Here is a 23,430-nt window from a genome sequence, read left to right as displayed (position 1 = left end):
ACGAAGCCGTGCGGGAAGCAGAAACACAAAACCGCCGGTCATGATGGCTGCCGTACATCCGGGCTCGCACATCATGGCCGACGGCTCTGCGTCGCGCGCCATTCATCGGCGCTGTCGTTTGCAAAGTCCCCTCTGGACCTATGATGATAAGGAAGCAGGAAGCGTGCCAGTTTTGTAAGTATAAAAATATGGATTATAATCAGATGGTTATCGAAACCGCCATCTTCAACGGCATTCGCCGCCCAGAAGAGTTGCGCCCAAAATATAATGCAATGCACAATAAAAATGCAGCGCAATGCCCTTCTATTTGATCATGCCGAGGCGCAATGCCTTGGCGACGGCCTGGGTGCGGTTGACCGTATCGAGTTTTTTGGCGGCACGATTGAGATAGTGATTGACCGTATGTTCCGACAGGCCGAGAATTTCGGCGATTTCCGCGCTGGTCTTGCCCGCCGCCGTCCAGTTCAGGCAGTCGATCTCCCGCTCCGTCAGCGAATCGGTGCTCTTGATGTCCTGATAACGGATTTCCGCCAGCCGGCCGTAGACATGAACGCAGATGAGATGGAGAAGCAGTTCCTCCTCGAAGCCGATCGCCTCCCTGTCGCCGCCAAACGAAATGGCGCCGCGCCCGCCGGCCGGGTCGTGCACCGGAAAATACGCTCCCCTGACCAGGCCGAACCGCGTGAAAAGGCTCGCCACCACATCGGTGCGGCCATCATCGCGCCGCATGACCGTCTCGCCGAGGTCATAACGAAAGGGCACCGTCGTCTTGCGCAGGCGCCGCAGCAGCGCGCTGTCCGACAGCATCTTCTGCTGGTCGTAGATGGACAACAATTCCGCCGGCCAATTGGTGATCACCGAATTGGCCGAGAGCTCGATCGAGGTCTTGCCCGGCAGGTGAAGAACCATGAACGCCTTCATGCCGAATGCCTCGGTCAGACGCTTCATGAACCGGAACACGTCGAACTGAGTTTTGAGGCCTTCGATTTCAACGATGTAGGCCTCACCCTTCGAGAGAGAGACGGTTTCGATTTCAGCAACCATTGTTTTCTTAAGCCTGGTCCGTGGGGCGGGGGTACGCCGACGGATCGCGGGAGGACCCAGCACTATTCTAGATTGATTTATCTAGCTTAGATGTTCGGCAACAGGAAATCCATCAAAATGCGCCGACGATCCAAAGCCTCGCTCTTCCAGCATATAGACGTCATGCTGCAACGATACAGTTCTTTGCGATCATGACAAATCCCGGGAGAAAAAAGTCAATATACAAATAAAAACTTCCGTCGCGCAGAAATCAAAAAGTAGAAAAATACCCCAATAACGATCAATATTTTAAAATACTTTCCATCGATATAATAAGTCCTACGAATTAACCGCAGCAACTTTCGGCGGGCAGCCCGGTAAATTGCGCCGGCCAGCGATTCAGCGCCGCCGGACGCCACCGCGATCAGAGCGGTGCACCGGCATGCGGCCCGAGGCCGAATCGCAATGATTCGTCGATGTTGCCGGCCGCAGCGCGAACGGGTTCGGCCCAATCGACCAGTTGCTGCATGGAAATACGGTAAACCGGCGCCGTGACAGAAATCGCCGCGACCAGGGACCGGTCGCCGGAACGGACGGGAGCGGCAACGCAGTGGATGCCGTCCTCATGCTCCTGCCGATCATAAGCGACGCCATCGCGGCGAATTGTGTCGATGTCTGCCATCAGTGCCGCGGCAGTCGCATGGGTCTGCGCGGTAAAGACCTGGAATTCCAGTCCGGCGATTCGCTCCTGCAGCACGGCATCGGGAAGCACCGAGAGCGCTGCCTTGCCGACCCCCGTGCAGTGGACCGGCGAAACCTTGCCGACCTCGGAATACATCCGCACCGACTGCCGCCCTTCCACCTTGTCGAGATAGACGACCTGCGCCCCTCGCAGCACGGCGAAATGCACCGTCTCGCCGGTCATCCGGTGCAGGGCCTTGAGATGCGGTTCGGCCAGCAGGCGCACCTCGTTGCGAGCCCAGGCCAGAGAGGCGAATTTCAGCAGCCGCAGCCCCGGAACGTAACATTGGTTGCGGTCGAGATCGAGCAGGCCTTCCTCGACGAGATGGCTGAGCTGGCGATGCAGCGTGCCGCGCGGCTCGCCGGAAAGCGCAAGCACGTCGGTGAACCGCAACGGCTGCTCCGACTCGGCGACCAGCGCCAGCGTGGCGATCGCTTTCCCCAGCGTGCCGGTGCCCTGGCCCTTCGGCCCGGAGTCCTCCGTATCGATCGTTCCTGCCATGGCCTCACCGCTTGACACGCTGTGTGGATACTTCGATAATTCCACATAGTCAAACATAATTCCATATAATGGAACTTTTGGAAGAGGAAGGCATCGATGGCAGCGACCCAGGCACGGTTTCCCGATCTCGAGGGCGCCGGCGTCATCGTCACGGGCGGCAGCACTGGTATCGGCGCGGCACTGGTCGAGGCTTTCGCCCTCCAGGGCGCCAAGGTCGGCTTCCTCGACATCGCTGCGGCCGAAGGGCTGGCACTGGTCGAGCGCCTCAGCGCCGGCGTGGCGCATTCGCCGGTCTTCGAGGCGGTCGACCTGCGCGACATCGCAGCGACCCGGCAAAGCATGGAGCGGCTGGCGGCGGCGCTGGGCAGCATCCGCGTGCTGGTCAACAACGCTGCCTGGGACGACCGGCACGACATCGATACCGTGACGGAAGACTATTGGGACGACAACCAGGCCATCAACCTCAAGCCGGTGTTCTTCCTGTCGCAGGCGGTGGTGCCGCATCTGCGCCGCGCCGGCGGCGGGGCGATCGTCAATTTTTCCTCGATCGCCTTCCTGCTCAACATGGCCGATGTGCCGGCCTATGCCGCCGCCAAGGCCGGCATCATCGGCCTGACCAAAAGCCTTGCCGGCCGGCTGGGGCCGGACAATATCCGAGTCAACGCCATCCTGCCGGGCATGATCGTCACCGAGCGCCAGAAAAAGCTCTGGCTGACCGAGGAGGGCATCGAGACCATGGTGGCCCGCCAATGCCTGAAACGGCCGCTGGTTGCCGAGGATATGGTCGGCCCCTGCCTTTTCCTCAGTTCCGCCTGTTCGGGCGCCATGACCGCACAAACCATCATTGCCGACGGAGGCCTGCTTTAAATGACCGAACCCGCCTTTATCGCCGTCGACTGGGGAACCTCCAGTTTCCGGCTGTGGATGCTTGACCGCGACGGAAAGCCGCTTGCCGAACGGCGCAGCGGCGAAGGCATGACCACGGCCGCCTCAAGCGGTTTTGCCGCGATCCTGCAATCGCATCTCGACGCCATTGCGGCGCCGGCCGACCTGCCGGTGCTGATCTGCGGCATGGCCGGCGCCCGGCAGGGCTGGATCGAGGCCGGTTACATCGACCTGCCCGCATCGGTCTCAGGCATCGCCGCCGGCGCGGTGCGCATCGCCGGCGAAAGCCGCGACATCCGCATCCTGCCCGGCCTCGCCCAGCGCCGGGCCGCGGACCCGGATGTCATCCGCGGCGAAGAAACGCAGCTGCTCGGCGCGCTTTCCGCCTTTTCCGGCGGCGATCATGTCGTCTGCATGCCGGGAACGCATTCGAAATGGGTGCATGTCTCGGGTGACACGGTCGACGGCTTCTCCACCTTCATGACCGGCGAACTGTTCGACGTCATCACCCGCCATTCCATCCTCAGCCATGCGGTCGCCGGCTCGGAGACGATCGACGATGCCGGTTTTGCCGATGCCGCCGTTGATGCCTATGCCGCCCCTGCAATGGTGACCAACCTTCTGTTCCGCGCCCGCGCCGGCCAGCTGCTGCACGGCCTGTCCGCCGATGCCGCCAAGTCGCAGCTTTCCGGCACGCTGATCGGCGTCGAAATCGCCGGGGCGCTGTCGCATGCGAAGAAGGGCGCCGTCGTGCGCCTCGTCGCATCCGGCCGGCTGCAGCACCTCTACGAGACCGCCTTCCGGCGGCTCGCCATCGACTTCACCACCATCGACGCCGACGATGCGGTCCGCAAGGGGCTGTTTGCCGCCGCCCGCACGATTTGGCCGCTGACGCAGGAGACACAGGCATGACCCGCATCCCCTTCCCCGACATGAAATATCCGCTGATCGCGATCCTGCGCGGCCTGAAGCCCGAAGAGGCCGAAGGTGTCGTCGGCGCACTCATCGACAACGGCCTGACGGCGATCGAGATCCCGCTCAATTCGCCGGAACCGTTCCGCTCCATCGAGACCGCCGTGAAGATGGCGCCGGAAAACTGCCTGATCGGCGCCGGCACCGTGCTCACCGTCCAGCAGGTCGAATGGCTCGATGCCGTCGGCGGCAAGCTGATGGTCAGCCCGAACGTCGATACCGACGTCATCCAGGCCGCGGCTGCCAAGGGCATGGTGACGATGCCCGGCGTCTTCACCGCCACCGAAGCGCTGCTCGCCGCCAAGGCCGGCGCGACCGGCCTGAAATTTTTCCCGGCCAGTGCGCTCGGCGCCTCCGGCATCACGGCGATCCGCGCCATCCTGCCGCCGGACCTGACGCTCGCCGCCGTCGGCGGTGTCTCCGACGCGAATTTCCGTGATTATACCTCGGCCGGCATCCTCGCCTTCGGCCTCGGCACCTCGATCTACAAGCCGGGCATGACGGCGGCCGAGGTCGCGGAGCGGGCCAAGCGCACGATTGCCGCCTACGACGCCGCGATCGGAGGCTGAACCATGACCGAAACCCATGATTTCAACGGCAGTGTGCTGTTCGATACGCCCCTGGCGCTCGGCGAAGGCCCGACCTACGACCCGGCCACCGATACGGCTTGGTGGTTCAACATCGTCGGCAAGGAGCTGCACGAACTGCATCTGGCAAGCGGTGCCAAGCGCGTGCATGCCCTGCCCTTCATGGCCAGCGTGCTCGCCCGCATCGACAGCCAGCGCCAGCTGATCGCCTCCGAGGACGGCCTGTTCATTCGCGACACGGCAACCGGCGCACTCTCCCTGCATGTGGAATTCGAGCCCGGCAAACCCGGCAACCGCTCCAATGACGGGCGCACCCATCCGTCCGGCGCGCTGTGGATCGGCACCATGGGCAAATCGGCCGAAGACGGCGCCGGCGCCATCTACCATGTGGCCGGCAGCACGGTCACACGCCTCTATGACCGGGTCAGCATCCCCAATTCGATCTGCTTTTCGCCGGACGGTTCCATCGGCTATTTCGTCGACAGCAAGGTGAACAGGCTGATGCGTGTCGCCGTCGATCCGGCAACCGGCCTGCCGGCCGGGGAAGCCACCGTGCTGGTCGACGTCGCCGGCGAGCCGCACGACATCGACGGTTCGGTCTGCGATGGCGAAGGCAATATCTGGAATGCCCGCTGGGGCGCCGGCGCGGTCGATCGCTACGCGCCGGACGGGCGCCATCTCGCCCGCTACCGCGTACCCGCCAGCCAGAGCAGTTGCCCGGCCTTCATCGGCGCCAGCGCCGACCGGCTGATGGTGACCTCCGCCTTCCAGGGCATGGACGCCGCAGCGCGTGCCGCCGATCCCCAGGCCGGCGTGACCTTCGAGCTTGGCGTTTCCGTCATAGGTGTTTTCGACCGGCCGTTCCGTCTCTAGGGCGATTCCGGAACGATTTTTGCAAAGAATGCGCGGCGGCGGCAGCAATTCCGCCGCTTTTCATATTCGAACCGGTAAAAAGTTCCGAAAATTTTCCGGATAACATTTCGGAACCAAATCCTCTGCTTATCAGTTTTTGCATCGAACCGGCGCGGATGAGACTAAAAAATGGTCAATTCCGGGTCTGACGACAACCGATGACATCTGGAAAGGCAGGTTCAACATGCTCAAGAAACTCCTCACGACAGCGGCTGCCGGTGCTCTTCTCATGGGAGCCACCGCCACCTATGCCCAAGACACGACAAAACCGATGGACACGACCACGCAGTCCCAGACGATGGACGGCGCGGCAACGACAACCCCGGAAGTCACGCCTGACGCTGCGGCAAACACGCCGGCGACGGCCGACACCACCAATCAGACGGCGGCAGCCGGCGATACCTACCTGACGCAGCAGGCACCCGACGAGATCAGCGCCAACACCTATATCGGCCAGCCGGTCTATAACGGCGCCAATGAAAACGTCGGCAAGATCAACGACCTCATCCTGAAGAAGGATGGCGGTATCGTCGCTGCGGTCATCGGCGTCGGCGGCTTCCTCGGCATCGGCGAAAAATACGTCGCCGTTCCGATCCAGAACGTCGCCGTGTCGCAGGATGCGGAAGGCTCCGAGCTGAAGCTGACCACCACGGAAACGGCCGACAGCCTGAAGGCCGCTCCCGAGTTCAAGACCCTGGCCATGCAGACTGCCGAACGCAACAATGCGACCACCGGCGTCGGCATGACCCCGACGGACAGCACCACGACCTCGTCGACGACCACCGATACCACGGCCACGCCCCCGGCTGAATAATCGGGTTCCGGAACGCGGGACGGCATGTTCGTCCAATTGGAAGAGGCGGTGCGCAAGCGCTGCCTCTTTCGTTTGTGTCGTCCGGGCTCAGGCGAGCCGGTGGTACGTTTTCACGGATTCTGGATCGGCAGGGCGCCGGCGCGCTTTTCCGCCTCGAGGGAAGCGGCCGCATCGACATAGGCTTCCTGGCGGGCGGCGCTCCAGTAACGCAACTCGTCGAGAGGGATCTGGTTGCCGGTCATGGCGCAGATCACATAGGCGCCCGGCAGCAGGATCTGGAAATCGGCGTCGAGATATTTGAGCTTCGCCTCGCGGTTTCCGCTGCCTTCGAAACGGTTCATGCGCACTCTCCTGCCGCGTATCATCGGATTGCCATACTCTCTGGCAAAATAGATTTCCAGCTTTTTCCCGTAGCCTTGCCGTCAGCTTCTGCCGAACAGCCGCTCGATATCGGAAAGCTTTAGCTCGATATAGGTGGGCCGGCCGTGATTGCACTGGCCTGAGCCGGGAGTGGCCTCCATCTGCCGCAACAGCGCGTTCATCTCCTCGGGACGCAGGCGCCGGCCGGATCGCACCGAGCCGTGGCAGGCCATGGTGGCGGCGACATGTTCGAGCTTGGCCGAAAGCCCCGATGCCGTGTCCCATTCGGCGATCTCGTCGGCGAGTTGCCGCACCAGGCCGGGCGCATCGACCTCGCCGAGCATGGCCGGTGTTTCCCGCACCGCAACCGCGCCCGGCCCGAAACGCTCGATGGCGAGCCCCAGCCGGTCGAGATCCTGGCTGTGGACCATCAGGCGGTCGCAATCTTCTTCCGGCAGGTCGATGATCTCGGGAATGAGCAGCACCTGCGACGGCAGGCGACGGTCGCGCAGCGCCTTGCGCAATTCCTCGTAGACCAGCCGCTCATGGGCGGCATGCTGGTCGACGATCACCAGGCCGTTTTCCGTCTGTGCCACGATGTAGTTCTCGTGCAGCTGGGCGCGGGCGGCGCCGAGCGGATAGTGACGCGCCGGTTCTGGCGTTGCCGTTGCCGCCACGGCTTCGGCCGCCGGACGCTCGGTGCGGGCGGCGGGCATCGAAAAATCGGAAAAGCTTGCCTGCGGCCGTTCGCCGAAACCGGCGGAAACGGGGGCCGTTTCGAATGGCCGGTAAGGCGACGCGTCGCGCGACCAGTTGGCGGCCGGCGCCGGGCGCTGGTAGGCGGGCTGGTAGCCCGGCCGGAAGGCGCGCAGCATGCCGTCGGCGCCGGTGGTCGCCGCCCGGTCGCCGTTCTGCGCCAGGGCCTCGCGGATCGCGCCGACGATCAGGCCGCGGATGAGACCGGGATCACGGAAGCGGACATCGGACTTTGCCGGGTGGACGTTGACGTCGACCAGCGCCGGATCGATGTCGATCGACAGCACCGCCACCGGATAGCGCCCCTGGGGCACGGTTTCGGCATAGGCGCCGCGGATGGCCGACAGGATCAGCTTGTCCTGCACCGGCCGGCCGTTGATGAAGGCATATTGGTGGGCGGAATTGCCGCGGTTGAAGGTCGGAATGCCGGCAAAACCGGTCAGCCGCACATCCTCCCGGACCGCGTCGATCTCGATGGCGTTGTCGCGGAATTCCTTGCCGAGCACCTGCGCCATGCGCGCCAGGCGGTCGTCGCCGGTGGCGGGAAATTCCAGCGTCGAGCGATCGGCGCCCGACAGCACGAAACGGATATGCGGGAAGGCGATCGCCATGCGCTTCACCACTTCGGTGATGGCGCCGGCCTCGGCCTTTTCGGTCTTGAGGAATTTCAAACGGGCCGGCGTGGCGAAAAACAGGTCGCGCACCTCGACGATGGTGCCGGCATTGGTGGCCGCCGGCCTGACGGCCGACAGCTTTCCGCCGGTCACCGACACCTCCGCCCCCTCGGCGCTGCCGGGCAGCCGGCTTGTGATCGACAGCCGCGCGACCGAGCCGATCGACGGCAGGGCTTCGCCGCGGAAACCGAGCGTGCGGATATCGGTCAGCGTCTCGGAAATCTTCGAGGTGCAATGCCGGCGGATCGCCAGCGCCAGGTCGTCCGGCCCCATGCCGCCGCCATTGTCGGCGACGCGCAGCAGGCTCTTGCCGCCGCCGGCGGTGGCGATCTCGATGCGGCTGGCGCCGGCGTCGATGGCGTTTTCGATCAGTTCCTTGGCGGCGCTCGCCGGCCGTTCGATGACTTCGCCGGCGGCAATCTGGTTGATGATCGTTTCGGACAGCTGCTTGATGGACATGGCCGGTTTTATCCGGATTCGGCAGCCACTGGAAAGCTGCAATGCGACTTGTCTGTACGGATGCCGGAAATTCGGGCGAATCCGCTTCTGCATCCACCGAAACGTTCTTCGCTTCTTTAACACCGCCTTAATATAAATATGACAATTCTCGCATCATCTTGAAATGATAAGCAGGATGCCGGAGGCAATGCCGGCCGACCTGGTGACGGCAAGCTGGAGCCGTCGCGCCCATCCCGTCGCGTTCCTGTTTCAAGACCGCTGCCAGCATGTCCGCTCTTGTTTTGGTGAAAAGGCGACACGGTCAGCCCGTGGGCAGGCCGGCCCGGATCGTTTCGGGAAAAGACGTGGTTCGCACACCCTCGCCCAGGATGTGCCGCAGGGAGTTCAGAATGAATGACGAAGCGTCTGGTGACGCAGCCATTCAAATCGATACGCTGAATACGGTTGGCGACGCGTTGTCGGCGGCGTTCATCGTGTATGACAAGAACGACCTCCTGATCTTCGCCAGCCGGCAGGTTCTCGGTTATTTTCCGGTCAGTTCGCAATTCGTGGAGCCGGGCACGCGCCTCAGGGATTTTCTCGGCGCCCTCTATGATAGCGGTATCCGTTTTCGTTACGCCACGCGCGAGCGCGGCAATCTTGGCCGCGAGGACTGGATCGCCGAGCGCATCGCCAGCCACTGGCGCGAACGCTCAGACCAGATCGAACGCCATGGCCCCGACCGCTGGACCCGCATCGTCAAGCGCCGCCTGCCGAGCGGCTACGGCGTATGCCTGTTCATCGACGTGTCGGAACAGAAGAAGCGCGAGGAGCAGTGGCGCGCCGACCTGGAGCGGGTCCAGCTCACCGAGGAAATTCTCGATACGCTGCCCTTCCCGGTTTTCGTCAAGGATCGCAATCTCAGCTTCGTCGCGGCGAACAAGGCCTATTGCACGCTGCGCGGCATCAACGTCGAACAGCTGATCGGCCGGACGGTCTACGACATCCTCTGCCCGGAAGCCGCCGTGCATTTCGATCGTGCCGACAGGCATGTGATGGATACCGGCATGCCGGCCATGGTCGCGGAAGTCCTGGTGCGCGCGGACGGGTCGGAAATGTCGGTCATCACCCGCAAGCAGCGCATCGGCAGGTCCGGCCGGTATTTCCTGGTCACCAGCGTCGAGGACGTCTCCGAACTGGCGCTGGCCGGCGCGACGGCCGGCATGAATGTCGAAGGCGACCCGTCCGTCACGGCAACCAGCCTTTCCCCGGTCGATTTCCCGCCCTCGACGCCGGGAGAGGTGGTGCCGCCCGGCCAGTTTACCGGGCGAAAGGTCCTTCTCGTGGCGGCCGACGCGATGGTCGAAGGCCCGGCGATGCGCACGCTCCGGCGTTTCGGCATCGACGCCTGCACCGTCCGTGACGAGGACGAGCAGGCCGCCTTCCTCGACATGGCCCGCTCCGCCGGCCTCGTGGTCGACCTGATCGTCATCGATACGCAGATGGATCTCCGCAGCCTGGAAATCGCCAGGACATACGGCATCGACGTCCTGGCGCTGGACGGTTTCCAGCTGACGACACAGCTTGCCTATCTCATCGCCCGGCATTTCAACCGCCGCCGCGACGTGCCGTCCTTGCCCGTGCCGCAGGCGGACGACTGGAGCGTTGCGATAGAGGCGCCGCCGGAAGCGCTGGTGGACGTTCTCGTCGTCGAGGACAACGACGTCAACCGCATCGTCTTTTCGCAGATCCTCGAAGGCCTGCGGCTGAGTTATGTGCTGGCCGCCGACGGCAGCGAGGCCGTCGACCTCTGGGAACGCCACCGGCCGGCCATCGTGCTGATGGACACGACGTTGCCGGTGCTCAACGGCTACGAGGCGACGCGGACAATTCGCGAGCGCGAGGCGGGGCTGCCCCGTCGGACGCCGATCATCGGGGTTCTGCCCCAGGCCTTCGACCGCGACCACAAGGCCTGCCTGGATGCCGGCATGGACGATGTCATCTTGAAGCCGATCAGCCCCGACAACCTCGTCGCGGTTTTCGAAGCCTATCGCTCTCCCAAGCAGTCGACTGCCGCCGGCTGATCCGAAATGCGACGTCAACCCCCTAGATTACGGGATATATCCTCTAGGGCGACATCGCGAAAAGCTATGATTTTTTAAGAATTCAAGCTCATCCTTCCCCTGTTGGAAGGAGCTCCCAGGACGTGTTCATGAAGTCGGGCGATCAGACATTGCCGCAGGTGAGCCAGAACGAGTTGCAGGCGATGGCCTACACCGATCCGCTCACCGGTCTCGGCAACCGCTACAGGATGCGCGACAAGGTGCGCATGCTGGCGGCGGAGCGTGCCGACGACCCCGCGCCCTTCACCATCGGTATCGCCAACCTCGACGGCTTCAAGCCGATCAACGACCTGTTCGGAACGGCGGCAGGCGACGAGATCCTCTGCCAGGTCGCGCACCGCCTGAAGGCCTGCGTGCCCGACGGCGCCACCGTCACCCGCCATGGCGGCGACGAGTTCGCCTTCGTGCTGCCGCTGATCTTCGAGCGTTTCAGCGCCGAGAAGGTCGGCCAGATGATCAAGGAGGTGCTGTCGGCGCCCTACGATCTCGGCGACCGCAACGTGCGTCTCTCCGCCTCCATCGGCTTTGCGATCTATCCGTTCGCCGGCGAGGAATTCGAAGACCTGCTGAAGAGCACCGAGACTGCGCTCTACCGCTCCAAGCGCCGCGGGCGCGGGCAGATCACCGTCTATTCCCGCGAGATCGCCCAGGAAATGAAACGGGCGACGCAGATCGAGCAGGCCCTGCGCAACGCGATCATCAACGATGCCGTCGACGTGCATTTCCAGCCGATCGTCAATCTCGAAAACAACACGGTGCTCGGTTTCGAGGCCCTGGCGCGCTGGAACGACGCCGATCTCGGTTTCGTTTCTCCCGCCGTCTTCGTGCCCCTGGCCGAAGAGCGCGGTTTCATCGACGCGCTGTCGGAAACCCTGCTGCGCAAGGCTGCGGAAGCAGCATTGTCCTGGCCGCGCGACCTGTTCCTGTCGTTCAACCTGTCCTCGGCGCAGCTGATGGACCCGTCGACGGCGATCAATATCCTGTCCATCCTCGGTCGCGTCGGCCTCGATCCGCACCGCCTGGAGCTGGAAATCACCGAAACGGCGGTGATGACCTCGGCGGAAACCGCCCACAAGATCATCGCCGAACTGCGTCAGGCCGGCGTGCGCATCTCGCTCGACGATTTCGGCACCGGCCAGTCGAGCCTCGGCCGTTTGCGCGATTTCACCTTCGACAAGGTGAAGATCGACCGGGCCTTCGTCTCGCGCATCACCACCGATCGCGCCTCCGAACACATCGTCAAGGCGATCGTCGCCATGTGTGACGGGCTGGATCTGGAAGTGGTGGCGGAAGGCATCGAAAGCGGCATCGAGGCCAAGAAACTCAGGGCGATGGGCTGCGCCATGGGGCAAGGCTATTTTTACGGCCGGCCCGCCGATGCCGCCGCGACGCTCGATTGCGTCCACAATTCCTACCAGAACACCGGCACCACCGAGACCGCGCTCGCCTGACCGGCAGCGGAAAGCGGCGACCTTCGAAACCTACGAGACAGAGGCTTCCCGGTCGCGCTGGCCTTCCGCCAGCAGCCAGTCGCGCACGCGGGCGGCATGGGCGTTCAATTCGCGCGAGCGTGGCCAGACGATGTAGAAGGCCTGCCCCGTTTCCAGCACATGGCCGCCGACCGGAACAAGCGCGCCGGAGCGCGTCTGCCGGCCCGTCAGGTGTTGCCAGCCAAGCGCGATGCCCTCCCCCGCCAGCACCGCCTGGATGACCAGCACATAGTCGTTGATCACCAGCCCCTTGCTCTGCGACGTGTAGGAAACCCCGGCGCTGGCAAACCATTCCGGCCAGTCACAGGCCTTGCGCACCGGTTCTTCGAGCCAGATCAGGCGGTGGCGCGCCAGGTCCGCCGGCGTTCGCGGCATGCCATGCGCCTCGACGAATGCGGGGCTGGCGACGGCATTGATCACCTCCGGCGCCAGAAGCGCGGTGTGATAGCGCGGCCAATCCACCGGATCGCCGCCGCCGCGGACGGCGAGCGGGATGGATTCCTCCTCCAGATCGAGTTCGCGCACACTGGTCTGGATGCGCAGGTCGACCTCCGGCAGGTCCTGGCGCAGCCGCGGCAGGCGCGGCAGCATCCACATCGAGGCAAAGGCGGTGGAGGCGGCCAGCGTGACGTTGACCTCGCGGCCCTTGGCGCGGATGTCTTCGGCGGATTTCTGGATACGCGCCAATCCGGCGGAGACGTCGGCATGGAAGCGTTCGCCGACATCGGTCAGTTCCACCGCCCGGTGGACACGATGGAACAGCGGCGCGCCGAGCTGTTCCTCCAGCCCGCGCACCGCATAGGACACCGCCGCCTGCGACATGCCGAGTTCTTCGGCGGCGCGGGTGAAATTCTCGTGCCGGCCCGCCGCCTCGAAGACGACAAGGCTGGTGGCGGATGGAAGGAGGCGGCGGAAACTGTTCATCTTCAATTTTCTTCCATAAGCTCAACTTATATCATGCCTCAAATCTTTCCGGCGTTACAACGGATTTTCTGGCCATTACCATCAACGGAAATGGAGGAAGACAGATGGCCCTGGCGGAAGATACCACACTCGACACCGGCCGCCGTGCGCGCGGCGGGCGTTCCAACAGGCGCGACGCTTCGACGAAGCCGCTCGGCGTTCCTTATATCCGGCGCAACATCCCGACCTACGACATTCTCTCTGAAGAGAACCTGTTGAAAATCGAACGCACGGCGGATCGTATCCTCTCGGAGGTCGGCATCGAATTTCGCGACGATCCCGAAGCCATCGAGCTATGGAAGAAGGCGGGAGCCAAGGTGGACGGGCTGCTGGTCAAGTTCGAGCCGGGCATGCTCAACGAGATCCTCAAATCGGCGCCGGCAAGCTTCACCCAGCATGCCCGCAACCCGGCCCGCAGCGTCGAGATCGGCGGAAGCAACGTCGTCTTCTCGCCGGCCTATGGTTCCCCCTTCGTCATGGACCTGGACAAGGGCCGCCGCTACGGCACGATCGAGGATTTCCGCAACTTCATCAAGCTGGCGCAATCGAGCCCCTGGCTGCACCATTCCGGCGGCACGATCTGCGAGCCTGTGGACGTCGCCGTCAACAAGCGCCACCTGCACATGGTCTACAGCCATATCAAATATTCCGACCGCGCCTTCATGGGCTCGATCACGGCAGAGGAGCGGGCCGACGATTCCATCGACATGGCCCGTATCCTGTTCGGTACCGATTTCGTCGACAGGAACTGTGTCATCCTCGGCAATGTCAACGTCAACTCGCCGCTCGTCTGGGACGGCACGATGACAAAATCGCTGCGCGCCTATGCCCGCGCCAACCAGGCGGCGGTCATCGTGCCCTTCATCCTCGGCGGCGCCATGGGACCGGTCACCAATGCCGGGGCGATCGCGCAATCCTTCGCCGAAACCATGGCTGGCTGCGCGCTGACGCAGCTGGAGCGCAAGGGCGCGCCTGTGATCTTCGGCAACTTCCTGTCCTCCATGTCGCTGCGGTCGGGCTCGCCGACTTTCGGCACGCCGGAGCCGGCGATCGGCTCGATGGTGATCGGCCAACTGGCCCGCCGGCTGAAGCTGCCGCTGCGCTGCGCCGGCAATTTTTCCAATTCGAAGCTGCCGGACGGCCAGGCGATGCAGGAAGGGCTGATGTCGATGCTGTCGGCGGTGCATTGCGGCGCCAACTTCATCCTGCATTCCGCCGGCTTCCTCGACGGCCTGCTGGCCATGTCCTACGAAAAATTCGTCATGGATGCGGATCTCTGCGGCGCCCTGCATTCCTACCTCGCCGGCGTGGTGGTGGACGACAACACGCTGGCCATGGACGCCTTCCTGCAGGTCGGCCCCGGCAGCCATTTCCTCGGCTGCGACCATACGATGCGCAACTATACCAGCGCCTTCTGGGATTCGACGCTCTCCGACAACGAACCCTTCGAGAAGTGGAGCGAAGAAGGCGGCTCGACCGACATCGCCACCCGCGCCAACCGGCAATGGAAAAAGACCCTGGCCGAATATGAAGCGCCGCCGCTGGATGTCGCCACCGACGACGCGCTGAAGGATTTCATCGAGCGGAAGACGCGGGATATTCCCGACGCCTGGTACTGACGGGAAGCTCGCGGACGCTGCCCGCAGTCAGCGTTGCTTGCCGCCCGTGGAGAAAAGCCGTGTCTTCGACGCTTTGATCGCATCGTCGATGATATGGTCGGGGGCATGCGGATCGTCGAAGACCATGTCGACCTCGATGACCTTCGACAGGAAGACCAGTTCCGAGGCCCGGCCGTGATTGCCGGTCAGGCGGACGATATCCTTCGACGTCGTCACCAGCTGCAGGCCCTGCCGGTTGGCGGTGTCGAGCAGGTCGGCCATTTCGTCGTCGGAAATATGCTGGTGGTCGCCGAAGGCGTGGCGGACCACCACCTCCGCGCCCAGTTCGTCCAGCGTCCGGTAGAATTTGTCCGGATCGGCAATGCCGGCATAAGCGAGAACACGGCGACCGCCGAGATCCGGCTCCGGCCGCGGCACGATGGCGCCGACGAAGATGCCCTTGCCGGCACGGGCGGCACGGCGCACCAGGCGATCGGCGGCATTGCCGCGACCGACGGTCATCAGTGCCGAAACGTATCGAAGCTGGGTGTCGATCGGCGCCCGGACGGGACCGCCCGGCACCAGATGCCCGTTGCCGATGCCGCGCACGGTGTCGATCACCACCAGGGCGTAATCGACCGCCAGCCGGGCGCTCTGGAAACCGTCGTCCATGATGATGAGGTCGACGCCGGCCTCGACCAGGCGCTTAGCACCGTCGACGCGGCGCCGCGAGATCACCGTCGTCGCCTCGCGCGCCAGAAGCAGCGGCTCGTCACCGACCGCCATGGCCCGGTGGTGGTGCGGATCGACCAGCGTCGTGACGTCGAGCGAACCGCCGTAACCGCGGCTGAGGAAGCCGGGTTTCAGGCCGCGCGCCTTGGCCGCCTTGGCAATCGCCAGCGCCGTCGGCGTCTTGCCGGCGCCGCCGACGGTGAAATTGCCGACGCAGATGACCGGCACGGGAACCGAGGCCCGCCGGCCATGGGTCATACGATAGCCGGCGATGCGGCCATAGAGGAAAGAAAAGGGTGAAAGCAGCCAGGCGCGCCAGCCGGGACGTGTCCACCAGAAGGGCGGCGCTTCCGAAATCATCCTGTCCCCTCCCCTTTGGAAATCGCCGGACGCCGGCCTCACACCGGCTGGAGGGACGGCAGGACCGACACGAGCTCGGTGATGTCGTTCAGGCAGTGATCACTGCCCGCCGACAGCGAGGCGCGCGAGCCCGTTCCCGTCAGCACCGCGACCGTCAGGCCAGCGCCGGCGTTGCGGCCCATGTGCAGGTCGTGATTGTTGTCGCCGACGACGGCGACCTCTTGCGGATCGAGCCCGGTCGCCATGCAGAAGCCGAGCACCATGCCGGGCTCCGGCTTGACGCCGAAACCGCTGTCGTAGCCGGCGACATAATCGAGATAGGGCGCAAAGCCAAAGCGATCGGCCGTCTCGCGGATCGACCGCTCGTTGTCGCTGGAGGCGACGCCGAGGCGATACCCTTTTTCCTTCAAGTCCCGGAAGAAGCTTTCGAGATCGGTAACCGGCACGGCATGCCGGGCGGCATCGGCAGACATCGCATCGAGTTGCTCCGTCAGCGCCGCGACCGAGAGTGGCGAACCGGCCTCGACGAACCCGGTGGCGATCTCCACCGTGTTTCCGGCCGCCAGCAAGCTGTCGGGCACCACATAGCCGCTCACCGGATCCATACCGCAAGCGGAGAGAAGCCGGTCGGCGAGCACGCCGTCGCCCTGCGCCGCGAACCGCGCAAGCTCGCGGTTCACCGGCAGCCAGGTCCTGGCGTAATCCAGAAGCGTACCGTCCTTGTCGAAAAGAATGCCTGAAATGGGGGATGGCGCCACGATGAGATCTTCCGTTGTCAGCCTTGCGCCGCAGCCCTCGGCTGCAGGCGGGCCTTGACCGTGAGGGGATTGATGTAGGGCTCCAGCCCCTTGATGGTGGCGGTGAGCGCGCCGCGCATTTCCTGCACCGTCTCCAGCCCGGCATTGATCATTGTCTGCCGGGCGGCATCGTTGGCAAGCAGGTAATGCACCGCCTTCGCCAGCATCTCGACATCGCGCACCATGCGGGCGGAACCGTTGCGGGCGAGCTTCTGGTAGGTGTCGCGGAAATTCTGCACATGCCCGCCGGAAAGGACCGCGCAACCGAGCATGGCCGGCTCCAGCGGGTTCTGGCCGCCTTCGGCAAACAGCGAGCGGCCGACGAAAGCCACTTCCGTCATCCGCAGGTAGAGGCCCATCTCGCCGATCGTATCGCCGAGGAAGATGTCGGTTTCGGGCGTCAGCGGATCGTTGCGGGTGCGACGGGCTACCTTGAGACCCTTTTCCGTCAGGGCTTTTTCCAGGTCGTCGCTACGCTCCGGATGGCGCGGCACGATGATGGTCAGCACGCCGTCGCGCTCCTTGAGCGCCCGGTGCACCGTCGCCGCCGCCATCTCCTCGCCCTCGAAGGTGGAGATCGCCGCCCAGGTCTTGCGCGTGCCGATCTGGCGCTTGTAGCTGTCCAGTTGCGCCGGATCATGCGCCGGCATGTCGTTGTCGACCTTGAGATTTCCCGAGACCGTCACCGGCAGGGCGCCGAGATCGCGAAAACGTTCGGCATCGACATCCGACTGGGCGATGACCAGCGCCAGGTTCTCGAACAGCGCTTCGGCCAGCGACAACCGGCTGCGCCAGCGCGTAAAGGAACGGTCGGACATGCGGGCGTTGACGAGGACTTGCGGAATATGGCGGTTGCCGAGTTCCATGATCGTCATCGGCCAGATTTCGGATTCGGCGATGATCGCCACGTCCGGCTGCCAGTAGTCGAGAAACCGGCCGACGGCGGGTTTCAGGTCGAGCGGCACATATTGATGCACCGTCTCGGCGCCGAGGCGCGCCTGGGCAACCTTGGCGGAGGTGGTGGTGCCCGTCGTCAGCACGACGTTGATGTCACGCCGCCGCATCTCGCGGATCAGCGGCACGACGGCATTGGTTTCGCCGACGCTGGCGGCGTGGAACCAGATGAGCGGCCCTTGCGGGCGCGCGGCGCTGGCAAAGCCGAACCGCTCGGCCCGGCGCGTGCGGTCTTCCTTGCCCTTCGCCGCCCTGTATGTCAGGTAAGCGCCGACCAACGGATAGATCGCCACGCCGGCCCAGCGATAGCTTGTCAAAGCCATGCGCGCCATGCGGCTGCTCATGAATGCGGTCTCCGATCTTGCACGATCGTTTTCAAAGCCAAGTTCCCCAATGGTTTCCGGTCATTCATGAGCGACGAATTGGACAAATTCGCGTCCCGGCCAAGGCTCGCAATGCAAGCCCCGCCTTTCGTCATTCCGCCGGATTCAGCAACCGATGCATATGAACGATGAAATAACGCATGTGCGCATTATCGACAGTCTGCTGCGCTTTCGCCTTCCAGGCCGTCAATGCCGTCGCGTAGTCAGGAAAAATACCAACAATATCAAGCTTGTTCAGATCGCGGAACTCGACCTTCGTGAGATCGTCGAGTTCACCGCCGAAAACGAGGTGCAGGAGCTGTTTCTTATCGCCGGAGTCGGTCATTCTGGTTTTCCCAATTTGTACTCCCTCCCTCTTTCCTCTGCGAGATTTTGTCCGAAAGGTCAACGTTCAAATGCGTCGCAGATGGTCGAGAATCTCGGGAAGGCGGCTTTCTCCGGCGGCGCAGAGCGTGCCGTGCGTCACCTCGGGGCGGTTATAGGACAACGGCGCCCCGTCGAGATCGACGAGCTGCCCGCCGGCGCGGGCGAGGATGAGGTCGGCGGCAGCAAGATCCCAGTCATGGGAGTTGCGCTTGACCAGCGTGCCGTCGAGCCTGCCGTCGGCGACCATGGCCAGCCGGTAGGCGAGCGAGGGCACATGCTTGGCGCGCTCGATGGTGGCGCGGAAGCCCGGCTCGAATTTCGAGACCATCTCCTCGGCGGCGGCGAATTTCTGGCGGCGCGCGGGATCGGGCAGCGATACGGCGATCGGCCGGCCGTTCTTCAACGCATCGCCGCTGACACCGGCGCAAAACTCCTCCTCCAGCGCCGGCGCAACCAGCACGCCGGCAACCGGCCGGCCGCGATGGACGACGGCGATGCTGACGCACCACATCTCCAGCCCGTTGATGAAACCGCGGGTGCCGTCGATGGGATCGACGACGAACAGCGTGTCGTGGCCAAGCCGCGCCACATCGTCGTCCGTTTCCTCCGAAAGCCAGCCATAACCTGGCCGGGCGCTGCGCAACACGCTTTCCAGGCATTCATTGGCGGCATAATCGGCGGCGCTGACCGGCGAACGACCTTCGTTCTTCCACCAGACTTCCGGCGAGCGCCGGAAGAATTTCAGCGCGATCTCGCCCGCCTGCCGCGCCGCATCGCGGATCAGCTGCAGATCCGCGGTCCAGTCGGCCTGTGTCGCGGTATCCATGGTCAGCGTCCCGCCAGGGTCATTCCCTCGATGGCGATGGTCGGCGCGACGACGGAGAAGCTGCGATCGATATCGTTCGCCGGCGTCACCCGCATGAACATGTCCTTGAGGTTGGAGGCGATCGTCACTTCCGAGACCGGATAGGCGATTTCGCCGTTCTCCATCCAGAAGCCGGTGGCGCCGCGGCTGTATTCGCCGGTGATCATGTTGACCCCCTGGCCGATCAGCTCGGTGACGTAGAAGCCGGTGCCGACCTGGCGGATCAGCGCCTCGGGATCGATGCTGCCCGGCTCCAGCATCAGGTTGGTCGAGGTGGGATTGACGTAGGAGCCGCCGCGGGCACCGCGGCCGTTGGTCTTCAGGCCCAGCTCGCGCGCCGTCGAGGTCGACAGGAACCATTGCCTGAGCACGCCGTCCTCGATCATCGCCAGCTTGCGGCCGGTCACGCCTTCGCCGTCGAACGGCCGCGACGACGGACCGCGCACGATCAGCGGATCGTCGGTGATGGTGAGGCCGGATTTCAGCACCTGCTGGCCCATCTTGTCGCGCAGGAAACTCGTCTTGCGGGCGACGGACGCGCCGTTGATCGCCGCGGCGATATGGCCGACGAAACCGCGGGCGACACGCGGATCGAAAACCACGGTGACGTTCCTGCCGGTATCGACCTGCCGCGGGTTCAGCCGCTTGACGGTCCGCTCGCCGGCCCGCCGGCCAATCTCCTCGGGGCTGTCGAGATCGGCGAAATAGAGACGGCTGTCGAAATCGTAGTCGCGCTCCATCTTCGTGCCTTCGCCGGCGATGACGCTGACGGAACGGCCGAAGCGCGAACCCATGTAGCTACCGGCAAAGCCGTGCGAGGTGGCGAGCACCATGCCGCCCATTCCGGCCGAAGCGCCGGCCCCGGACGAATTGGCCACGCCCGGGATCGCCATTGCCGCGGCCTCCGCCGCCAACGCCGCCTCGGCCAGCGCGTCGGTGGGGATTTCGGTCGGATCGAAAAGATCGAGGTCGGGATAATTGCTGGAAAGGTCGGCTTCATCCGCCAGGCAGGCGAAGGGGTCTTCGGGGGAGACCTTTGCCATGGCAACGGCGCGTTCGGCGATGATCCGGGCATCGGTCGCCCCCGGCGTCGCCGAAATGCTGGCAACACGATTGCCGACGAACACGCGCAGGGCGAAGTCGTCGCTCTCGGATGCCTCGGTCGCCTCGACCTTGCCGAGGCGGACGCTGACCGAACGGGAGCGGGAACGCACCACCACCGCATCGGCCTTGTCAGCGCCGGCGGCAAGTGCAAGATCGATGAGTTGGCTGGCCTGCGAAAGCAATGCTGCAGAGTCGATTTCTGAGGACATGATTTAGCCTTTCATTCGCGTTCCATTTATTGTGCACTCCAGCAAGCATCAAGTCCGCAGCCGCCGATTCTTTCCGTCGTCGTTTTTACAAGCTCTCGAAAGACGTCCATTTTCATGTCCGAGCCGACTTCCCTTTTCTCCGAGGCGCTTCTCCTGCTCGGCGGCGCGGTGGTCGCCGCGCCGATCTTCAAGAAGCTCGGCCTCGGCACCGTGCTCGGTTACCTGTTCGCCGGCGTGGTGATCGGCCCGGCGCTGCAGGTGATCACCGATGCCGACAACATCCTGCACGTCGCCGAACTCGGCATCGTCTTCCTGCTGTTCATCATCGGCCTCGAACTCAAGCCGTCGCGGCTGTGGCAGCTCCGGCGTGACATCTTCGGCCTCGGCTCCGCCCAGGTGCTGGTGACCGGGCTGGTGCTGTCGGCCGCCGCCACCTTGAGCGGCGTCGTCGACTGGCGCGGCGGGCTGATCGCCGGCTTCGGGCTGGCGCTGTCTTCGACGGCCTTCGCGCTGCAGATCCTCGGCGAGGCCGGCGATACCAATACGCGCTACGGCCAGCTGTCCTTCTGTATCCTGCTTTTGCAGGACCTGGCGATCGTGCCGCTTCTGGCGCTGATAACGGTGCTCGACGGACCGGACGGCGAAATGGGCGATCCGATCCGCGACCTGTTCATCGCCGTCGCCGCCGTGGCGGTGATGGTGCTCGCCGGACGCTACCTGCTGCCGCGGCTGTTCCAGGTGATCGCCCGCACCGGCGCCCGCGAGGTGATGATCGCCGCCGCCCTGCTGGTGGTCATGGGGGCTGCCTCGCTGATGCAGGCGGTCGGCCTTTCCATGGCCATGGGCGCCTTCCTCGCCGGCGTCATGCTGGCGGAATCCTCCTACCGGCACGAGCTGGAGGCCGATATCGAGCCCTTCCGCGGCATCCTGCTCGCGATGTTCTTCATCGCCGTCGGCCTGTCGCTCGACCTCAAGGTGCTGCTGGCCAACATAACGCTGATCCTCGTCGCCGTACCGCTGACGATGGCCTTGAAGGCAACCGTCGTCTATCTCGTCTGCCGGGCCACCGGCTCGGGCCACAATGACGCGATCCGCATCGCTTTCCTGCTGCCGCAGGGCGGCGAGTTCGGTTTCGTGCTGTTCACCACCGCCGCCGCCCACGGACTGATGTCCTCGGGCACGGCGTCGCTGCTGGTCGCCATCGTCACCCTGTCGATGGCGCTGACGCCGATCGGCGCCTCCCTGTCGCGGCGGCTCCTGAAGGAGGAAGGGCACGAGGAACTGGAAGAGGATTTCGACGGCGCCGGCTCCGACGTGCTGATGATCGGCTTTTCCCGTTTCGGCCAGATCGCCGCGCAGATCCTGCTGGCCGGCGGGCGCGACGTGACCGTCATCGATTATTCCGCCGATCGCATCCGCCAAGCGGCGAGCTTCGGCTTCCGCATCTATTTCGGCGACGGCACCCGCAAGGATGTGCTCATCTCCTCCGGCATCGAACGGGCGAAGATCATCGCCATCTGTACCCACAACCGGCAGGTCACCGACCGCATCGTCGAACTGGTGCGCGCCGAATTTCCCCAGGCGCGGCTGTTCGTGCGCTCCTACGACCGTATCCACACGCTGGCGCTGCGCGAACAGGGCATCGAATACGAATTGCGCGAAACCCTGGAGTCCGGCCTGCTGTTCGGCCGCCGGGCGCTGGAGGCGTTGGGCCTGGGGGAGGACGACGCGACGTCGATCGGCGACGACATCCGCCGGCGCGACGAGGAGCGGCTGGTGCTGCAGGCGGCGGAAGGCCTGCAGGCCGGCCGGCACATGCTGTACTCGCGCCCGGTCAAGCCGGAGCCGCTGCTCAAGCCGAAGCGGACGGTCGAAGAATACGACGACATGGCCGAACCCGTCGCGAACGAGAGCGGCTGATCCGCTATGCGCGGGCGAAAACTTCGAATTCGCGGTCCAGCGCCCGCTTCAAATCATCCTTGATGCCGACGGATTCCGTCAGGATATCGCGTGCCTTGAGGAAATCGAGAACACGGAAGCGGTTGACGGCCGGGCGCAGGAAAATATGCGCCGGCTGCAGCCGGAGTTTCATGGCGATGTTGGCCTGCATCATCAACTGGCCGGCGCCGAACAGGCTGTCGATGCGGTTGGGCATGTGGCTGCCGTCGCCTTCCGGCGCGCCGACGACATCGACGCCGATGACGATATCGGCATGGCCGAGCAGGTGTTCGTAGGGCACGGCGTTGAAGATGCCGCCGTCGATCATGATCCGCTCACCGATGCGCACCGGCATGAACAGCGCCGGGATGGCGGCCGAGGCGGCGAGCGCCGGGTAAAGTTCACCGGTTTCGATCACCAGTTCGGCCTGGCCGTAATAATCGGTGGCGGACACCTTGAACGGGATCTGCAGCTGCGAAAAATCGTTCGGAATGGCCGGCGGCAGAAAGGCCTTGAGAATGCGTTCGAGATTGAACTGGCCGAGGCGCAAACCGCCGGTCATGGCGGACCGGACGGTGACAGGCCTGAGGCTCCACAGCTTGTTGGCGACGGTTTTCGGCTGGCCGATGGTCGCCAGCGTATAATCGGCGATCTCCCGGCCGCGCATGCCGGCGGCCATGCCTGACCCGATGATGGCGCCGATCGACGATCCGGCGATCATCACCGGCCGGATGCCGAGTTCGTCGAGGGCTTCGATGACATGGATATGGGCGATGCCGCGTGCACCGCCGCCGCCGAAGGCGACCGCAATGCTGGGCGAGGTGCTGCTGTGCCGTCGGGGCGCCGCGCCGGCGGATGTTATGTCGTCCTGCATCGCGGCGCGC

The 23,430-nt window shown here is 64.3% G+C and carries 21 protein-coding genes; 9 read left to right on the top strand and 12 right to left on the bottom strand.

Annotation, left to right across the window (positions count from 1 at the left end; all coding sequences use genetic code 11):
• Positions 1-303: 303 nt before the first annotated feature.
• Together DEM27_RS02005 and DEM27_RS02000 are read right to left on the bottom strand one after the other, a co-directional pair.
• On the bottom strand, positions 304-1,044 hold the full coding sequence (locus DEM27_RS02005; RefSeq protein WP_109456504.1) for a LuxR family transcriptional regulator: 741 nt from the start codon (positions 1,042-1,044) through the stop codon (positions 304-306).
• 403 nt (positions 1,045-1,447) lie between these two features.
• Positions 1,448-2,266, bottom strand: a complete 819-nt coding sequence (locus DEM27_RS02000; RefSeq protein ID WP_109456503.1) for an IclR family transcriptional regulator — start codon at positions 2,264-2,266, stop codon at positions 1,448-1,450.
• 96 nt (positions 2,267-2,362) lie between these two features.
• Between DEM27_RS02000 and DEM27_RS01995 the strand changes: the two genes are divergently transcribed.
• From DEM27_RS01995 to DEM27_RS01975, 5 genes are all read left to right on the top strand, one after another.
• Entirely contained in the window at positions 2,363-3,133 is a 771-nt protein-coding gene (locus DEM27_RS01995; protein WP_109456502.1) for an SDR family NAD(P)-dependent oxidoreductase, read from the top strand.
• Positions 3,134-4,063: a 2-dehydro-3-deoxygalactonokinase gene (locus tag DEM27_RS01990; RefSeq protein WP_109456501.1), complete on the top strand. Its 930-nt coding sequence runs from the start codon at positions 3,134-3,136 to the stop codon at positions 4,061-4,063. It begins immediately after the preceding gene.
• Positions 4,060-4,692 (top strand): 2-dehydro-3-deoxy-6-phosphogalactonate aldolase, encoded by a 633-nt coding sequence (locus DEM27_RS01985; protein WP_109456500.1) that lies wholly within the window; start codon positions 4,060-4,062, stop codon positions 4,690-4,692. Before DEM27_RS01990 ends, DEM27_RS01985 begins: the two co-directional genes overlap by 4 nt.
• Positions 4,693-4,695: 3 nt before the next feature.
• Positions 4,696-5,583, top strand: coding sequence for an SMP-30/gluconolactonase/LRE family protein (locus tag DEM27_RS01980; RefSeq protein WP_109456499.1), 888 nt, complete (start codon positions 4,696-4,698; stop codon positions 5,581-5,583).
• A gap of 223 nt (positions 5,584-5,806) precedes the next feature.
• Positions 5,807-6,436, top strand: coding sequence for a PRC-barrel domain-containing protein (locus DEM27_RS01975; protein ID WP_109456498.1), 630 nt, complete (start codon positions 5,807-5,809; stop codon positions 6,434-6,436).
• 110 nt (positions 6,437-6,546) lie between these two features.
• On the opposite strand, the gene DEM27_RS01970 is transcribed toward DEM27_RS01975, so the two are convergent.
• Entirely contained in the window at positions 6,547-6,777 is a 231-nt protein-coding gene (locus DEM27_RS01970; protein WP_109456497.1) for a DUF2093 domain-containing protein, read from the bottom strand.
• Between the two features lie 81 nt (positions 6,778-6,858).
• Positions 6,859-8,685 carry a DNA mismatch repair endonuclease MutL gene (mutL, locus tag DEM27_RS01965; protein ID WP_109456496.1) on the bottom strand — a complete coding sequence of 609 codons (1,827 nt, stop codon included), beginning with the start codon at positions 8,683-8,685 and terminating at the stop codon, positions 6,859-6,861.
• A 389-nt stretch (positions 8,686-9,074) separates the two neighbouring features.
• On the opposite strand from mutL, the gene DEM27_RS01960 reads away from it, so the two are divergent.
• Together DEM27_RS01960 and DEM27_RS01955 are read left to right on the top strand one after the other, a co-directional pair.
• Positions 9,075-10,748 carry a response regulator gene (locus tag DEM27_RS01960; RefSeq protein ID WP_245445606.1) on the top strand — a complete coding sequence of 558 codons (1,674 nt, stop codon included), beginning with the start codon at positions 9,075-9,077 and terminating at the stop codon, positions 10,746-10,748.
• Positions 10,749-10,876: 128 nt separating this feature from the next.
• Positions 10,877-12,238 carry a putative bifunctional diguanylate cyclase/phosphodiesterase gene (locus DEM27_RS01955; protein ID WP_109456494.1) on the top strand — a complete coding sequence of 454 codons (1,362 nt, stop codon included), beginning with the start codon at positions 10,877-10,879 and terminating at the stop codon, positions 12,236-12,238.
• 30 nt (positions 12,239-12,268) lie between these two features.
• On the opposite strand, the gene DEM27_RS01950 is transcribed toward DEM27_RS01955, so the two are convergent.
• On the bottom strand, positions 12,269-13,201 hold the full coding sequence (locus DEM27_RS01950) for a LysR substrate-binding domain-containing protein (RefSeq protein ID WP_109456493.1): 933 nt from the start codon (positions 13,199-13,201) through the stop codon (positions 12,269-12,271).
• A 104-nt stretch (positions 13,202-13,305) separates the two neighbouring features.
• Here DEM27_RS01950 and DEM27_RS01945 point away from each other — a divergent pair, with 104 nt between their 5' ends.
• Positions 13,306-14,859: a trimethylamine methyltransferase family protein gene (locus tag DEM27_RS01945; protein WP_109456492.1), complete on the top strand. Its 1,554-nt coding sequence runs from the start codon at positions 13,306-13,308 to the stop codon at positions 14,857-14,859.
• A 27-nt stretch (positions 14,860-14,886) separates the two neighbouring features.
• On the opposite strand, the gene lpxK is transcribed toward DEM27_RS01945, so the two are convergent.
• The 6 genes from lpxK to DEM27_RS01915 form a co-directional block, all read right to left on the bottom strand.
• Positions 14,887-15,930 (bottom strand): tetraacyldisaccharide 4'-kinase, encoded by a 1,044-nt coding sequence (lpxK, locus tag DEM27_RS01940; protein ID WP_109456491.1) that lies wholly within the window; start codon positions 15,928-15,930, stop codon positions 14,887-14,889.
• A gap of 38 nt (positions 15,931-15,968) precedes the next feature.
• On the bottom strand, positions 15,969-16,691 hold the full coding sequence (locus DEM27_RS01935; protein WP_109456910.1) for an HAD family hydrolase: 723 nt from the start codon (positions 16,689-16,691) through the stop codon (positions 15,969-15,971).
• A 14-nt stretch (positions 16,692-16,705) separates the two neighbouring features.
• Positions 16,706-18,025 carry a lipid IV(A) 3-deoxy-D-manno-octulosonic acid transferase gene (gene waaA / locus DEM27_RS01930; RefSeq protein ID WP_109456490.1) on the bottom strand — a complete coding sequence of 440 codons (1,320 nt, stop codon included), beginning with the start codon at positions 18,023-18,025 and terminating at the stop codon, positions 16,706-16,708.
• Positions 18,026-18,155: 130 nt separating this feature from the next.
• Positions 18,156-18,389: a DUF4170 domain-containing protein gene (locus tag DEM27_RS01925; RefSeq protein WP_109456489.1), complete on the bottom strand. Its 234-nt coding sequence runs from the start codon at positions 18,387-18,389 to the stop codon at positions 18,156-18,158.
• A gap of 66 nt (positions 18,390-18,455) precedes the next feature.
• Entirely contained in the window at positions 18,456-19,256 is an 801-nt protein-coding gene (locus DEM27_RS01920) for a 3'(2'),5'-bisphosphate nucleotidase CysQ (RefSeq protein WP_109456488.1), read from the bottom strand.
• Positions 19,257-19,258: 2 nt separating this feature from the next.
• Entirely contained in the window at positions 19,259-20,608 is a 1,350-nt protein-coding gene (locus DEM27_RS01915) for a TldD/PmbA family protein (protein WP_109456487.1), read from the bottom strand.
• 114 nt (positions 20,609-20,722) lie between these two features.
• On the opposite strand from DEM27_RS01915, the gene DEM27_RS01910 reads away from it, so the two are divergent.
• Positions 20,723-22,528: a monovalent cation:proton antiporter-2 (CPA2) family protein gene (locus DEM27_RS01910; RefSeq protein ID WP_109456486.1), complete on the top strand. Its 1,806-nt coding sequence runs from the start codon at positions 20,723-20,725 to the stop codon at positions 22,526-22,528.
• A gap of 4 nt (positions 22,529-22,532) precedes the next feature.
• Here DEM27_RS01910 and DEM27_RS01905 read toward each other — a convergent pair whose 3' ends face one another.
• A complete protein-coding gene (locus tag DEM27_RS01905) occupies positions 22,533-23,420 on the bottom strand; it encodes a patatin-like phospholipase family protein (RefSeq protein ID WP_109456485.1) in 888 nt (295 codons plus the stop codon).
• Positions 23,421-23,430 lie beyond the last annotated feature (10 nt).

This window comes from Rhizobium album, from assembly GCF_003122325.1.
GTDB lineage: Bacteria > Pseudomonadota > Alphaproteobacteria > Rhizobiales > Rhizobiaceae > Metarhizobium > Metarhizobium album.
Note: the sequence above shows the minus strand (reverse complement) of the source record. Positions and strands in the feature narration are given on the sequence as shown.

Coding starts and splice junctions, on each gene's coding strand:
- DEM27_RS02005 (WP_109456504.1), bottom strand. CDS start 1,044: ATGGTTGCTGAAATCGAAACCGTCTCTCTCTCGAAGGGTGAGGCCTAC.
- DEM27_RS02000 (WP_109456503.1), bottom strand. CDS start 2,266: ATGGCAGGAACGATCGATACGGAGGACTCCGGGCCGAAGGGCCAGGGC.
- DEM27_RS01995 (WP_109456502.1), top strand. CDS start 2,363: ATGGCAGCGACCCAGGCACGGTTTCCCGATCTCGAGGGCGCCGGCGTC.
- DEM27_RS01990 (WP_109456501.1), top strand. CDS start 3,134: ATGACCGAACCCGCCTTTATCGCCGTCGACTGGGGAACCTCCAGTTTC.
- DEM27_RS01985 (WP_109456500.1), top strand. CDS start 4,060: ATGACCCGCATCCCCTTCCCCGACATGAAATATCCGCTGATCGCGATC.
- DEM27_RS01980 (WP_109456499.1), top strand. CDS start 4,696: ATGACCGAAACCCATGATTTCAACGGCAGTGTGCTGTTCGATACGCCC.
- DEM27_RS01975 (WP_109456498.1), top strand. CDS start 5,807: ATGCTCAAGAAACTCCTCACGACAGCGGCTGCCGGTGCTCTTCTCATG.
- DEM27_RS01970 (WP_109456497.1), bottom strand. CDS start 6,777: ATGAACCGTTTCGAAGGCAGCGGAAACCGCGAGGCGAAGCTCAAATAT.
- mutL (WP_109456496.1), bottom strand. CDS start 8,685: ATGTCCATCAAGCAGCTGTCCGAAACGATCATCAACCAGATTGCCGCC.
- DEM27_RS01960 (WP_245445606.1), top strand. CDS start 9,075: ATGAATGACGAAGCGTCTGGTGACGCAGCCATTCAAATCGATACGCTG.
- DEM27_RS01955 (WP_109456494.1), top strand. CDS start 10,877: ATGAAGTCGGGCGATCAGACATTGCCGCAGGTGAGCCAGAACGAGTTG.
- DEM27_RS01950 (WP_109456493.1), bottom strand. CDS start 13,201: ATGAACAGTTTCCGCCGCCTCCTTCCATCCGCCACCAGCCTTGTCGTC.
- DEM27_RS01945 (WP_109456492.1), top strand. CDS start 13,306: ATGGCCCTGGCGGAAGATACCACACTCGACACCGGCCGCCGTGCGCGC.
- lpxK (WP_109456491.1), bottom strand. CDS start 15,930: ATGATTTCGGAAGCGCCGCCCTTCTGGTGGACACGTCCCGGCTGGCGC.
- waaA (WP_109456490.1), bottom strand. CDS start 18,025: ATGAGCAGCCGCATGGCGCGCATGGCTTTGACAAGCTATCGCTGGGCC.
- DEM27_RS01925 (WP_109456489.1), bottom strand. CDS start 18,389: ATGACCGACTCCGGCGATAAGAAACAGCTCCTGCACCTCGTTTTCGGC.
- DEM27_RS01920 (WP_109456488.1), bottom strand. CDS start 19,256: ATGGATACCGCGACACAGGCCGACTGGACCGCGGATCTGCAGCTGATC.
- DEM27_RS01915 (WP_109456487.1), bottom strand. CDS start 20,608: ATGTCCTCAGAAATCGACTCTGCAGCATTGCTTTCGCAGGCCAGCCAA.
- DEM27_RS01910 (WP_109456486.1), top strand. CDS start 20,723: ATGTCCGAGCCGACTTCCCTTTTCTCCGAGGCGCTTCTCCTGCTCGGC.
- DEM27_RS01905 (WP_109456485.1), bottom strand. CDS start 23,420: ATGCAGGACGACATAACATCCGCCGGCGCGGCGCCCCGACGGCACAGC.